Source organism: Paenibacillus sp. SAFN-054 (assembly GCF_051966755.1).
Lineage (GTDB): Bacteria > Bacillota > Bacilli > Paenibacillales > Paenibacillaceae > Paenibacillus_AQ.
This window is the reverse complement of record NZ_JBQCKS010000003.1, coordinates 489,787-502,454: the sequence shown is the minus strand read 5'-3', so window position 1 is coordinate 502,454 and position 12,668 is coordinate 489,787. Positions and strand designations below refer to the sequence as shown.

Annotated in this window: 15 protein-coding genes; all 15 read right to left on the bottom strand. The window is 51.8% G+C overall.

The features are described from left to right. Positions 1–219 precede the first annotated feature (219 nt). The gene (locus ACTHPM_RS18125; protein ID WP_440396356.1) at positions 220–630 is read right to left on the bottom strand and encodes a F0F1 ATP synthase subunit epsilon; all 411 of its coding nucleotides are present in this window, start codon (positions 628–630) and stop codon (positions 220–222) included. Between the two features lie 54 nt (positions 631–684). Continuing rightward, positions 685–2,088, bottom strand: coding sequence for a F0F1 ATP synthase subunit beta (gene atpD, locus ACTHPM_RS18120; RefSeq protein WP_440396357.1), 1,404 nt, complete (start codon positions 2,086–2,088; stop codon positions 685–687). A 111-nt stretch (positions 2,089–2,199) separates the two neighbouring features. Continuing rightward, the gene (gene atpG, locus ACTHPM_RS18115) at positions 2,200–3,066 is read right to left on the bottom strand and encodes an ATP synthase F1 subunit gamma (protein WP_440396358.1); all 867 of its coding nucleotides are present in this window, start codon (positions 3,064–3,066) and stop codon (positions 2,200–2,202) included. A 294-nt stretch (positions 3,067–3,360) separates the two neighbouring features. Then, complete coding sequence (atpA, locus tag ACTHPM_RS18110) at positions 3,361–4,875, bottom strand: F0F1 ATP synthase subunit alpha (RefSeq protein WP_440396359.1); 1,515 nt, start codon at positions 4,873–4,875, stop codon at positions 3,361–3,363. Positions 4,876–4,891: 16 nt separating this feature from the next. Next, on the bottom strand, positions 4,892–5,440 hold the full coding sequence (locus tag ACTHPM_RS18105) for a F0F1 ATP synthase subunit delta (RefSeq protein ID WP_440396360.1): 549 nt from the start codon (positions 5,438–5,440) through the stop codon (positions 4,892–4,894). After that, entirely contained in the window at positions 5,437–5,925 is a 489-nt protein-coding gene (gene atpF / locus ACTHPM_RS18100; RefSeq protein ID WP_440396361.1) for a F0F1 ATP synthase subunit B, read from the bottom strand. The genes ACTHPM_RS18105 and atpF overlap by 4 nt, the downstream gene beginning before the upstream one ends. Positions 5,926–6,052: 127 nt before the next feature. Then, positions 6,053–6,277 carry a F0F1 ATP synthase subunit C gene (gene atpE / locus ACTHPM_RS18095; protein ID WP_036706394.1) on the bottom strand — a complete coding sequence of 75 codons (225 nt, stop codon included), beginning with the start codon at positions 6,275–6,277 and terminating at the stop codon, positions 6,053–6,055. 86 nt (positions 6,278–6,363) lie between these two features. Further along, a complete protein-coding gene (gene atpB / locus ACTHPM_RS18090) occupies positions 6,364–7,173 on the bottom strand; it encodes a F0F1 ATP synthase subunit A (protein ID WP_440396362.1) in 810 nt (269 codons plus the stop codon). A gap of 31 nt (positions 7,174–7,204) precedes the next feature. Then, positions 7,205–7,582, bottom strand: a complete 378-nt coding sequence (locus ACTHPM_RS18085) for an ATP synthase subunit I (protein WP_440396363.1) — start codon at positions 7,580–7,582, stop codon at positions 7,205–7,207. After that, on the bottom strand, positions 7,575–7,829 hold the full coding sequence (locus tag ACTHPM_RS18080; protein WP_440396364.1) for an AtpZ/AtpI family protein: 255 nt from the start codon (positions 7,827–7,829) through the stop codon (positions 7,575–7,577). The genes ACTHPM_RS18085 and ACTHPM_RS18080 overlap by 8 nt, the downstream gene beginning before the upstream one ends. Positions 7,830–8,007: 178 nt before the next feature. Then, positions 8,008–9,168, bottom strand: coding sequence for a non-hydrolyzing UDP-N-acetylglucosamine 2-epimerase (wecB, locus tag ACTHPM_RS18075; protein ID WP_440396365.1), 1,161 nt, complete (start codon positions 9,166–9,168; stop codon positions 8,008–8,010). Positions 9,169–9,189: 21 nt separating this feature from the next. Continuing rightward, a complete protein-coding gene (upp, locus tag ACTHPM_RS18070; protein ID WP_136607180.1) occupies positions 9,190–9,819 on the bottom strand; it encodes a uracil phosphoribosyltransferase in 630 nt (209 codons plus the stop codon). A 369-nt stretch (positions 9,820–10,188) separates the two neighbouring features. Then, positions 10,189–11,439 (bottom strand): serine hydroxymethyltransferase, encoded by a 1,251-nt coding sequence (gene glyA / locus ACTHPM_RS18065; protein ID WP_440396808.1) that lies wholly within the window; start codon positions 11,437–11,439, stop codon positions 10,189–10,191. A gap of 66 nt (positions 11,440–11,505) precedes the next feature. Next, a complete protein-coding gene (locus ACTHPM_RS18060; protein ID WP_440396367.1) occupies positions 11,506–12,111 on the bottom strand; it encodes a TIGR01440 family protein in 606 nt (201 codons plus the stop codon). Between the two features lie 12 nt (positions 12,112–12,123). Then, positions 12,124–12,579 carry a ribose 5-phosphate isomerase B gene (gene rpiB / locus ACTHPM_RS18055; RefSeq protein WP_440396368.1) on the bottom strand — a complete coding sequence of 152 codons (456 nt, stop codon included), beginning with the start codon at positions 12,577–12,579 and terminating at the stop codon, positions 12,124–12,126. Positions 12,580–12,668: the final 89 nt, after the last annotated feature.

Genomic DNA, 12,668 nt, shown 5'->3' with positions numbered 1-12,668 from the left:
GCACAAAGAATCCAGCAACAATTACGTAATTACCAAATTCTTTTTAAATAAAGCGTTTACTTGTGTGAACTTTCCTATTTTGTTCGATATTACAAGACATTTCCTCGGAAATATTCTCTTGAATTGCCTATCATTCTACATTTTATGACGAGCCTTAAGGCACCATTTCAACAAAAAAACAGCCCGTCTCAGATGGACGAGACGGGCTTGACTGCTTATTTACTTCTTACCACCGAATACGTTGATCCGGTTAATGGCTTTTTGCAGCGCCAGTTCGGCGCGGCGGAAATCAATTTCATCCTGCTTGCTGCTGACTGCCAGTCGACGCTCAGCGCGTTCCTTGGCCGCTTCAGCACGCTGCAGATCGATCTCTTCCGCTGTCTCGGCGCTCTCCGCCAAAACAACCACCTTGTCCTTACGGATTTCCACAAAGCCGCCATTCACCGCGATCTGGCTCGTTTTCTTGCCAGTTTTGACGATAAGAGGAGCGACTTGAAGCGGGGTAACCATAGGAATGTGTCCCGGCAAGATACCGAGATCGCCTTCCACTCCCCGAACCGTCAGGCTTTCTACCTCTCCGGAATATGCCAAGTGATCCGGCGTCACAATTTCCAATAAAAAGGTACTCACGTTCATCCCTCCTGAACAGCTCGCATCGGCAAGCTATAGCTTCCCTTGCAGGACCTATTCCAGCGTTTTTGCTTTTTCTACGGCTTCGTCGATCGTTCCTACGAAGAGGAATGCTGCTTCCGGAAGATCATCGTGTTTGCCATCGAGGATTTCCTTGAAGCTGCGGATCGTTTCTTTGACAGGTACATACGTACCCGGCATGCCGTTAAATGCTTCCGCAACGTGGAACGGTTGGGACAAGAAACGCTGTACTTTACGTGCACGCGCTACGATCAGTTTGTCGTCCTCGCTCAGCTCATCCATACCGAGGATCGCGATAATATCTTGAAGCTCGTTATAGCGTGCAAGCAGCTGCTTAACGCCTTGAGCGACATTGTAATGCTCTTCGCCTACAATTTCAGGTGCCAGGATACGGGAACTCGAAGCGAGTGGATCCACCGCCGGGTAGATACCCATTTCGGAGATTTTACGCTCCAGGTTGGTTGTTGCATCCAAGTGGGCAAATGTCGTTGCAGGAGCCGGGTCAGTATAGTCATCGGCAGGCACGTAGATGGCCTGGATGGACGTTACGGAACCTTTTTTCGTGGAAGTAATACGCTCTTGCAGCTGACCCATCTCCGTTGCCAGCGTAGGCTGGTAACCTACCGCGGACGGCATGCGGCCGAGCAAGGCGGATACTTCGGAACCGGCTTGTGTGAAACGGAAAATGTTGTCGATGAAGAGCAGAACGTCTTTGCCTTCTTGATCACGGAAGTATTCCGCCATCGTCAGACCCGTCAATGCGACGCGAAGACGCGCGCCTGGCGGCTCGTTCATTTGTCCGAATACCATCGCGGTTTTCTTGATAACGCCGGAGTCGCTCATTTCATGGTACAAGTCGTTACCTTCACGGGTACGTTCACCAACACCTGCGAATACGGAGATACCGCCGTGTTCCTGCGCGATGTTGTTGATCAGTTCCTGGATCGCAACGGTTTTACCTACACCCGCGCCACCGAAGAGACCGATTTTACCACCTTTTTGGTAAGGAGCCAAAAGGTCGATAACTTTGATGCCTGTCTCCAGCATTTCAGCCTGAGTAGACAGCTCATCGTATTTTGGAGCTTCACGGTGAATCGGGCTGCTGACTTCAGTCGTCACGTCGCCTGCTTCGTCGATCGGCTTGCCGAGTACGTTAAATACGCGTCCAAGAGTCGTTGGACCTACCGGCACGGTAATTGGAGCGCCTTGATCGACGGCTTCCATGCCGCGTACCAGTCCGTCTGTAGACGACATGGCGATGCAGCGTACCAAGTTGTCGCCGAGATGGTTTGAAGCTTCCAGGGTCAAGTCGATTTGGCGTCCGCCAGCGACCGTGCCCTCAATTTTAATCGCATTGTAGATTTCCGGAAGTTGACCTCTTTCGAACTCGATGTCGACAACCGCACCCATAATGCTGACTACGCGTCCTTTGTTCATCTTTTTTGTTCCCTCCTACAAGTCTGCTTATATGCAAACCTACATCGTAAGCTGCAATGCTTAACGTTATATTCCGTTCATGGTCTGTCACTTCTTGCTTAAACAATCCTCTTACGCCTGAGCGTTCGCTCCGGCCACGATCTCGGAAATCTCCTGAGTAATGGCAGCCTGACGTGCACGGTTGTACGTAAGAGTCAATTCGCCGATCAGCTTGGTCGCGTTCTTCGTTGCTGCGCCCATCGCTGTCATTTTCGCTCCGAGCTCACTCGCTTTGCCATCCAGAAGTGCGCTGAAAATCAATGTTTCAGCGTATCTAGGCAGCAGCGCTTCAAGCACGGCTTCCGGAGACGGCTCGTACTCGTAGCTGGCCGTTACACCGGTCGACTCCGTCCCCATGTTTTCCATAGGCAGAAGCTGATCCACTTCAGGAATTTGAGTCAGTGCGTTCACGAAACGGTTGTAGCAGATATGCAGTTCATCGATTTGCGAATCCTCAAACTGGCGAACCGCTGCATAAGCGATCGACTTGATATCCGAGAAGGAAGGCGTATCGGAGAGATCCGTAACTTCCTCTGCAATCGGCATTTCACGGCGGCGGAAATAATCGCGCCCTTTGCGTCCAATCACGAAAATTACGTACTCGTCAGCAGACTTGTGCTTCTCTTTGATCGTCGTCATCACTTTTTTCAAAATGTTGGCGTTGTATCCACCGGCAAGACCACGGTCAGAGGTGATAACCAGATATCCGGTCTTTTTCACGGTACGCTTCTCAAACATCGGATGCTTGATGCCTTTCGTGCCAGAGGCAATGCTGGACACCACTTCTTTCAGCTTATCCGAGTAAGGACGGGCATGCTGCGCCATCTCCTGGGCTCTTCTCAGCTTGGAGGCAGCGACCATTTCCATCGCTTTCGTGATTTGCTTCGTGCCTTGAATACTTTTGATCTGACGTTTTATATCACGCAATCCTCTTGCCATGTTTTCACCACCTTCAAGCTTTGACTGAAGGTCAAAGCTAACTTCGTAAGCGTAAACCCAAACTTTGGCGAAGCCAAAGTAACTTCGTAAGCGTAAACCAAGCTTTGACTGAAGGTCAAAGCTAACTTCGTAAGCGTAAACTTAAACTTTGGCTGTGCCAAAGCTAACTTCGTAAGCATAGGCTTAAGCTTTGGCTGGGCCAAAGCTGTCTGCCAGAACACCAGATCCGTACCAGGCGCCCGTATATCTGAAAAAGATGAATCCGAGCCTTGCGGCCCGGTTCATGTTAATGGCTTAGGCCATCACAGCAAAGCTTCTTTTAAATTTCGCGATCGCATCTTTCAGAGCCGTTTCATTGTCGGCAACCAGATCTTTGGTATCACGAATGGAAGCCAGAATTTCCGGATGATTGCTTTCCAGGAATCCGAGGAATTCTTTCTCGAAGCGGCGGATATCGCCCACTGGAATGTCATCCAGATGGCCTCTGACTGCCGTGTACAAGCTCGCAACCTGCTGCTCAACTTTAAGCGGCTGGTTAACACCTTGCTTCAGAATTTCCATCAGTCTCGCACCGCGGTTGAGGCGGGCAAGCGTGGATTTATCCAAATCGGAACCGAACTGGGAGAACGCCTGAAGCTCACGGTATTGGGCAAGGTCAAGCTTCATACCGCCGGCTACTTTTTTCATAGCTTTAATTTGCGCGGAGCTGCCGACACGGGATACGGAAATACCCACGTTGATCGCCGGACGCTGGCCCGCATAGAACAGTTCAGATTCAAGGAAGATCTGACCGTCTGTAATGGAGATTACGTTCGTCGGAATGTACGCAGATACGTCGGAAGCCTGTGTTTCAATGAATGGCAGCGCGGTTAATGAACCTCCACCCAGAGCGTCACTCAGCTTCGCTGCGCGTTCCAGCAAACGGGAATGCAGATAGAATACGTCACCAGGATATGCTTCACGGCCTGGAGGACGCTTGAGCAGCAAGGAAAGTTCGCGGTATGCCGCTGCTTGTTTGGACAAGTCATCATAGATGATCAGGGCATGCTCGCCTTTGTACATAAAGTATTCGCCCATTGCACAGCCCGCGTAAGGAGCGATGTACAGGAGCGGGGATGGCTCGGAAGCCGATGCCGTAACGATGATCGTGTAGTCCAAAGCGCCGTGACGGCGAAGGTTTTCTACGACATGCGCAACGGTGGATTGCTTTTGGCCGATCGCAACATAAATACATTTCACGCCATTGCCTTTTTGGTTAATGATCGTGTCGATTGCGATTTGCGTTTTACCGGTTTGACGGTCACCGATGATGAGCTCGCGCTGGCCGCGGCCGATTGGCACCATGGCGTCGATCGCTTTGATACCGGTTTGCATTGGCTCATGAACGGATTTACGGTCGATAACGCCCGGTGCGTTATTCTCGACCGGACGGAATGCAGCAGCCTCGATCGGGCCTTTGCCGTCCAAAGGTTGACCCAGCGGGTTCACGACGCGTCCAAGCAAAGCTTCCCCTACGGGAACCTGCATGATCCGGCCGGTACGTTTCACCTGGTCGCCTTCTTTGATTTCGGTGTAAGGGCCGAGGATAACGACACCTACGTTGCTTTCTTCCAAGTTCAGCGCAAGGCCTACGACACCATTGGCGAATTCTACGAGCTCGCCGGCCATTACGTTGTCAATACCGTGAACACGAGCAATACCGTCGCTTACTTGAATAACGGTACCGACTTCGGATACCTCGATATCTGATTTATATTGTTCAATTTGACTTTTAATCAGCGTACTGATTTCTTCAGGTCTGATACTCAAGTGTCTTCACCCCTATCTACTGTGCTTGTCTGTTAAAAGACTTTTCAAGCCGTTCAAGCTTCCCTGCCAGACTGCCGTCATACAGCTTATCGCCGATCATGACTTTCACGCCGCCGAGCAGACTTTTATCAATCACGTTATTCACGCGAATTTTTTTGTTAGCCAAAGCTCCGAATTGTGCAGCAACGGCCTCCCGTTCCTGCTCACTCAGCGGATAAGTGGAGTACACTGTAGCATCCGCAATTCCGAGGCTTTCGCCTTCGATCCGGATATAGCTATCCAGAAGATCCGTGAGGATATCAGCTCTGCCCCGCTCAATGAGCAGTTCAATGGTATTGATGACCGGCTGGGATACTTTCTCTTGAAGGGCCTTCTTCAGCACATCCAGTTTCACTGATGCGGCAATGTTGGGTGTGGAGATGAACTTCTGCACATCATGATCAGCCGCAATGGCCTCCACGACAGCCTTCAGTTCCTGTTCCACTTCCAGCGTCTTCTGCTGCTGTGCAGCCACTTCAAACAGCGCCTTTGCGTAACGCTTGGCTGCTATTGTTTCCCGGCTCATGGTCTGCCCCCTACCTCTTTAAGGTATTGGTCCACGAGCTCTTCCTGTGCACTGTCGCTGCTGACTTCTTTCTCAAGCAGCTTGGAAGCGATCTTCACAGATACGGCGCCAACCTCGTTGCGCAGTTCCTGAACCGCCTTGTTCTTTTCACTGGCGATGTCGCGTACAGCTTCTTCTTTGATGCGTGCCGCTTCTTCCTTCGCCTGTGCCATCAACTGATCAGCCTGTTTGTTGCTGGTTTGCTTGGACTGCTCGATAATTTCGTAAGCCTCTTTGCGCGCCGCCTCGAGAGCTTGTTTTTGCTCCTCTACATAAGCGACTGCCTGATCGCGGGTTTGCGAAGCTTCGTTCATTTGCTGAAGCACCAGCTCGCGGCGTTTCTCCATGATAGAGAACAACGGTCCGAAGGCATACTTATTAAGAAGCAGATACAAGATCACAAATGCGATTAACGCGAGAATAAAAGACGCGTAGTTAATACTCAAATCTAGTCACTCCTTTCCGGTGCACGTACACTGCCGTTCACTCTTGCTTCCGAAAGAATCATTCTGACGGCTAAAAAGAAGGCGCGGATGGCCGTGGCCTTCCCCGCCAAACCTTGCTCGTTTTAAATTATGCTCCTGCGTAGAACAAGAACGCGAGTACTACACCGATGATTGGAAGGGCTTCGACCAGACCTACACCGATAAACATTGTTGTTTGAAGCGTGGATTTCGCTTCTGGTTGACGAGCGATACCTTCAACTGTCTTACTTACGATCAAACCGTTACCGATACCTGCGCCAAGTGCGCCCAAACCTACTGCGATAGCAGCTGCCAAAAATGCCCAAACTCCCATTTGTAAAATCCTCCTTAGAGATGTGTATTTGTTAGAATTTATGGTTTAGTTAAGAGTGAAGCGTTGCTTCAGCTTAACTGTTGAAGCTAATGTTCGTGTTCGTCGTGCGTTTCGATCATTTGCGAGATGTACACCATGGTCAGGATCGTAAAGACGAAGGCCTGAATGGCGCCGACGAAAATACTGAAGCCCTGCCAAACGACGAGTCCGAGTGCGGAAGCAACCCAGCCCACAGCGCCCAGCGCCGTCAATTTCAGCAATACGGAGATCAGAACCTCGCCCGCGAAAATGTTACCGAATAGACGCATGCCCTGCGTGAGCAGTTTGGCGAACTGTTCGATGACGTTGATCGGGAAGAAGAACCAGTATGGCTGGAAATAGTGCTTGAAATAATTCTTCGTATTCTTCGTGATTCCGAGGAAATGCGACAGCAGGAAGACAATCAGTGCCAATGCCATCGTTACGGAAGCGTCTGCGGTCGGTGATTTCCACCAAGCCACCCCGACTTCCTCCAGCTCCGGATTCTTCGCGAAGGCATCTTTAACGGAGACGATCTCCTGGTTGAAAATGTGCGCATGGCCCGCGTCATGGTAGTCGGTGACGATACCAAACGGCAAGCCCAGCAGATTCGCTACGAAGATGAACATGATGAACGTGAGTCCAAGAGACAAGAAGTGCTTTCCCTTTTTCCAGTCCATCGTGCTTGAAATCAGGTTTTGAACGAATTCAACCGCCCATTCCATGAAGTTTTGCAGCTTGCCCGGATTATCCACTGACAAATTTCGAGTCGCCAGCTTGGCAATCACGAACACCACAACACACGTTACGATGAGCATCAGGATAATGGAAAGGTCAAATTCAATGCCGCCCAATTCAATAATCGGTGATTCATGCATATTTTTCTCACCCCTTTCTCAGTTGAGCAATCTACTCTTGTTTACGAGACAATCGAATTCCTATGAATAAGAGAAGGAACTGCGATAAGATCAGGGTAGCAGCAACAGCGTACAGATTGAATGTCTCCGGCTTCTGATATGCAACGACGATAGCCAGCACGCTCACGGCTGCACGGGTCATAAAACCCATATTCACCTTCTTACCTTCTCCGCTGGCGACAGTATCCAACACTTTCTGCACCTTGTACCCCAGATAAAAACTGTTAAGCAGACTAACGCTGGAGCCAAGCACCATACCTAGCGCAATGCTCCGGTATTGCGGAAAGACAGCAGCACCCAAAAAGCAAAGGGCCAGGAAATAAAGTGTGGTTCTGGTCAATACCCTGCGGTATTTCCATAATTCATTCATCACTTTCCCCCATGACTGCCTTGGTGATTATAAAAACGCTTACGCCGCCGATGAAGAGCCCGAGCAGAACGCCGAAGGCGATCCATAAGCCGGGTCCCCCCAGAACCTTGTCCAGCCAGGAGCCCAGATAAAAGCCTCCTAAAGTGCATGCTGCCAGGTCGATGCCGATTGCGCTTACAAGTCCCATATATTTCATAGGGCTCGCATTGTTTTTATCGGTTTTTTGAGGCTTTTCAGGTTTACTCATTTTCAGTCCACCCTCATAATCCCAGTTCATTTCACTGAATGTCACAAGAGTTTGTCAATTGAGCGTTTTGATGCGATTCAGGCCTGAAACTATGAAAATAATCACAGCAAAACGCTCCAAAACCGTGTAAACCGTACAGTTTAACTGTATGCTGTATTGTTAGCCTTGAGAATATGGGTTAACTTTCCTTTGTGAACTTTCTGTGAAATTGTTCAGGACGCTCGTTTTGGATGCCAAAATGATGCAAAATCGCCTGAACAATCCTTTCGGAAGCCTTGCCGTCTCCGTAAGGATTGGCCGCATCGCTCATCGAATCGTAAAGCGCCTGATCGCTGAGTAATGCTTTGGTACGTTCATAAACCATCTCCTCATCCGTGCCGACCAGTTCAAGCGTGCCGGCTTCGATGCCTTCCGGACGCTCGGTCGTATCGCGAAGCACGAGAACCGGTACGCCGAACGAAGGAGCTTCCTCCTGCAGGCCGCCCGAATCCGTCAGAATCAGATGGGTATGCGGATAAAAATTATGAAGATCCACCACGTCAAGCGGCTCGATCAGCTTAATGCGCGGGTGTCCGCCGAGAACGGCGTGCGCTGGCTCTTTCACCGCCGGGCTTGGATGAACCGGATAAACGATGGCGATATCCTCGAATTCGTCCGCGATCCGTTTGACGGCCCGGAAAATGTTCATGTGCGGTTCTCCCTGAGATTCGCGGCGGTGGGCCGTCATGAGAATGAGCTTTTTGCCGGCTGCCCATTCCAGCACCGGGTGCTTGTAATCAGGCTGTACCGTATATTGAAACACATCCGTAACGGTGTTGCCTGTGACATATATTCTTGATTCATTCTTGTTCTCTTTCAGCAAATTGCCCGCAGACCAGTCGGTTGGCGCAAAATGAAGATCGGCCAAAACGCCCGTCAGCTGGCGGTTCATCTCTTCCGGATAGGGAGAGAGCTTGTTCCAGGTCCGAAGGCCGGCTTCCACATGGCCCACCTGAATCTGCTGCAGGAACGACGCGTAGCTGGCCAGGAAGGTCGTCAGCGTGTCCCCATGCACCAGGACGATGTCCGGCTTGGCTTCGCGCAGAACAGGCTCCAGGCCCTCGAGAACGCGGATCGTGATCTCGTTCAGCGTTTGGCGGTCCTTCATGACATCCAGGTCGTAATCCGGCGTGATGTTGAATACCTCCAGCACCTGATCCAGCATTTGGCGGTGCTGCGCGGTAACGCAGACCACCGATTCAATATGCTCGGGATGCTTTTCCAGCTCCAGAATGAGCGGAGCCATCTTGATGGCTTCCGGCCGCACGCCGAAGATGGTCATCACTTTTATTTTAGACATGAGCTATACCCTCTTTTCGATTCACTTGGTTCCGTAAAGGCGGTCTCCCGCATCGCCAAGACCCGGTACGATATATCCGTGGTCGTCCAATTTTTCATCGAGCGCGGCAACGTAAATATCCACGTCAGGATGCGCTTCCTGCACGGCCTTGACGCCTTCCGGAGCCGCGATCAGATTCATCATCTTGATCTGGGTGCAGCCGCGTTTCTTCAATACGTCGATGGCGGCGATGGCCGAGCCGCCCGTTGCCAGCATCGGGTCGATCACGATCAGTTCACGCTCCGTCACGTCCGTCGGCAGCTTCGTATAGTATTCGACGGGCTGCAGCGTTTCAGGATCGCGGAACAGGCCGACATGGCCCACCTTGGCCGCAGGAATCAGCTTCAGCATGCCATCCAGCATGCCAAGTCCGGCGCGCAGGATCGGAATCAGGCCGAGCATGCGTCCGGCAAGCACCTTGCCGTCCATTTCGGCTACAGGGGTCTGTACCTTCACCGTTTCCAGCGGAACCTCACGTGTAATCTCATAAGCCATTAAAGATGCAACCTCATCAACAAGTTCGCGAAAATCCTTTGTGTTCGTCCGCACATCACGGATAAATGTCAGCTTGTGTTGAATCAAAGGGTGATCACAAATCACCAGTTTTCCCATTGTTTTTGTCCCTCCGGTAATTGTAAGTCTTAGTGCTGCCAGTGCCGGTTTTGCATGTGCAAATACGTGCAGGTACACAAATCTTGTTTATTATATCATTCCCTTAAAAGATTTTGCACCCACATAAAAATGAACGAATGGGAAACCTTGCTCTCCCAGATTGCATTCCCTAAGAGAAGTGCTTTTCCTATCGTTGGTTCATTTTATTATCTGCACGTTTATTTTTGCCATACTATGCCAAGGCCTAAACCTTGAGGTTCAGCAGATTCCGGGGGACGAATGCCTTGCAGCGCTTTAAAGCATGAATATACGGCTTCAAAAAAAGGGCCGGAAGACAAGCTTCCAGCCCTTATATGAAATCAGCAAATATTAGTAGTTCAGTTCAGGATACAGCGGATACTGATCCGTCAGTTCCTTCACCAGGGCGGCAGCCTTGGTCAGAACCGTATCGTCTTTAGGATTCTTCAAAGTCATGGCGATAATCTCTCCGATCTTCACCATCGCAGCTTCGTCCATGCCGCGCGAAGTTGCGGCCGGCGTACCGATCCGGATGCCGCTCGTGACGAACGGGCTGGTCGGGTCAAACGGAATAGCATTCTTGTTCACCGTGATGCCGACCGAATCCAGCACCTTTTCCGCATCTTTACCCGTGATGTCCACGCTGCGGGTATCCACCAGCATCAGGTGGTTATCCGTGCCGCCGGATACGATGTTGAGGCCCTGGCTTACCAATGTTTCTGCCAATACCTTGGCGTTCTTCACAACATTCTCGGCATAAGTCTTGAACGAAGGGTCCAGAGCTTCGCCCAGAGCCACAGCCTTGGATGCGATCACGTGCATCAGCGGTCCGCCTTGGGAGCCCGGGAATACGGCTTTATCAATCGCCTGAGCCCATGGCTTTCTGCACAGAATCATGCCGCCGCGAGGTCCGCGCAGCGTTTTGTGCGTGGTCGTCGTCACGAAATGGGCATGAGGCACAGGGCTCGGATGCACGCCGGCTGCTACCAGACCGGCAATATGGGCCATATCCACCATAAAGAGGGCGCCCACATCGTTCGCGATGGAAGCGAAAGCTTCAAAGTCGATCGTGCGCGGATAAGCGCTGGCACCGGCTACGATCAGACGAGGGCGGTGCTTGAAGGCCGCTTTGCGGACTTCATCATAATCGATCAGGAAGCTGTCTTCCTGCACGCCGTAAGCTGCGAAGTTATAGAGAAGTCCGGATGCGTTGACCGGACTGCCGTGAGTCAAGTGACCGCCATGGGCAAGGTTCATGCCGAGCACGGTGTCGCCAGGATTAAGGGCGGCGAGGTAAACGGCCATGTTCGCCTGAGCGCCGGAGTGCGGCTGCACGTTGGCATGCTCTGCACCGAACAATTCCTTGGCGCGGTCGCGGGCGATATCCTCAACGATATCGACGCGCTCGCAGCCGCCGTAGTACCGTTTGCCCGGATAACCTTCCGCATACTTATTGGTGAGGACGGAGCCCATGGCTTCCATCACTGCTTCACTGACAATGTTCTCCGAGGCAATCAGCTCGATGTTGCTGCGTTGACGCTTCAGCTCCAAATTCATTGCTTCCAGCACAGCCGGGTCCTTCTTACGCAATTGATCCATAATTCCTAGTTCCTCCCTTGAATTCAGCTCTCTATTTTTGGTTCAGAATTACCGAAATACTCGCTTTCGTTAATCGCAAAGATGTGCGCCGCCATCCGGCCCGTCAGCGAGCTTATATACCGCCCGCTCCCCGCCAATGAGCTTGGGACGGGTGTACGCTGCATTCACGCGTGCACTGCCCACATAGCGAAGCTTCGTGCGATAAGGAACGGCTACCCGCCGAAGGTGCATGCCGATCAGCGTTTCGCCGATGTCGATGCCGGCATCCGCCTCGATCGTTTCCGCCAGGCAAGGATTCTGCATGGAGCGGTAAGCCGCGCTAGCCATGGAGCCTCCTGCCTTCGGCACCGGCACGGCGGCGACCTCCGTCAGGCGCAGTCTCTCAAGAAGGGACCGTTCCATGACGAGTGCACGGTTCAAATGCTCGCAGCATTGGAACACGACGTCAAAGCCGAATTCCCCTCTGACCTTCTCAATGCCTTCGAGCAGCTCGTTTGCCACATCCAGGGCTCCCGAGGTGCCAATCCGTTGGCCCGCCACCTCGCTTGTGCTGGTCCCGACCACGACGATCTTGCCGGGTCCAAGTCCCGCAGCAATCGCCAGCTCGTGTAATATGGACGACACTTGCTCTTTTAGTGAAACTTCCGATGGAATGCCTGATGCGGCACTTTCCATACGAACACCTCCCTAATGCTGCAGATAACGGTCCTCAATCGCTTTGATTTTGTTCACGCGTCCGACATGCCGCTCACCTTCGCTGAACGGCGTGCCAACCCAGATCTTCACGATCTCCTGCGCAAGTCCCGGTCCAATGACGCGCTCGCCCATGGCCAGGACATTGGAGTCGTTATGCTCTCTAGTTGCCTTGGCGGAGAATACGTCATGCACAAGCGCGCAGCGGATGCCTGGAACTTTATTCGCCGCGATGCTCATGCCGATTCCCGTGCCGCAGATCAAAATGCCGCGATCAGCCTCACCCGAGGTCACCTGCTCGCAAACAGGCAGGGCATAGTCCGGGTAGTCCACAGAGTCAGCGCAGCTGCACCCCACGTCCACCACTTCATGACCCATATCCTGAATGACAGCAATGATGTCTTCCTTCAAACGCACTCCCGCATGGTCTGTACCTACAGCAATTTTCATCTTTCGTAAAACCTCCCTGAAATTCGTGCTTTTGTGACTTCTTGTACCATTATACCCTATTTCAGAGCCGCTAGATGAAAATACCCGGC

What these genes read in the sequence shown, in the direction of transcription:
- atpD (WP_440396357.1), bottom strand. Translation starts at nt 2,088, where the DNA reads ATGAACAAAGGACGCGTAGTCAGCATTATGGGTGCGGTTGTCGACATC.
- atpG (WP_440396358.1), bottom strand. Translation starts at nt 3,066, where the DNA reads ATGGCAAGAGGATTGCGTGATATAAAACGTCAGATCAAAAGTATTCAA.
- ACTHPM_RS18105 (WP_440396360.1), bottom strand. Translation starts at nt 5,440, where the DNA reads ATGAGCCGGGAAACAATAGCAGCCAAGCGTTACGCAAAGGCGCTGTTT.
- atpE (WP_036706394.1), bottom strand. Translation starts at nt 6,277, where the DNA reads ATGGGAGTTTGGGCATTTTTGGCAGCTGCTATCGCAGTAGGTTTGGGC.
- atpB (WP_440396362.1), bottom strand. Translation starts at nt 7,173, where the DNA reads ATGCATGAATCACCGATTATTGAATTGGGCGGCATTGAATTTGACCTT.
- ACTHPM_RS18085 (WP_440396363.1), bottom strand. Translation starts at nt 7,582, where the DNA reads ATGAATGAATTATGGAAATACCGCAGGGTATTGACCAGAACCACACTT.
- ACTHPM_RS18080 (WP_440396364.1), bottom strand. Translation starts at nt 7,829, where the DNA reads ATGAGTAAACCTGAAAAGCCTCAAAAAACCGATAAAAACAATGCGAGC.
- wecB (WP_440396365.1), bottom strand. Translation starts at nt 9,168, where the DNA reads ATGTCTAAAATAAAAGTGATGACCATCTTCGGCGTGCGGCCGGAAGCC.
- upp (WP_136607180.1), bottom strand. Translation starts at nt 9,819, where the DNA reads ATGGGAAAACTGGTGATTTGTGATCACCCTTTGATTCAACACAAGCTG.
- ACTHPM_RS18060 (WP_440396367.1), bottom strand. Translation starts at nt 12,111, where the DNA reads ATGGAAAGTGCCGCATCAGGCATTCCATCGGAAGTTTCACTAAAAGAG.
- rpiB (WP_440396368.1), bottom strand. Translation starts at nt 12,579, where the DNA reads ATGAAAATTGCTGTAGGTACAGACCATGCGGGAGTGCGTTTGAAGGAA.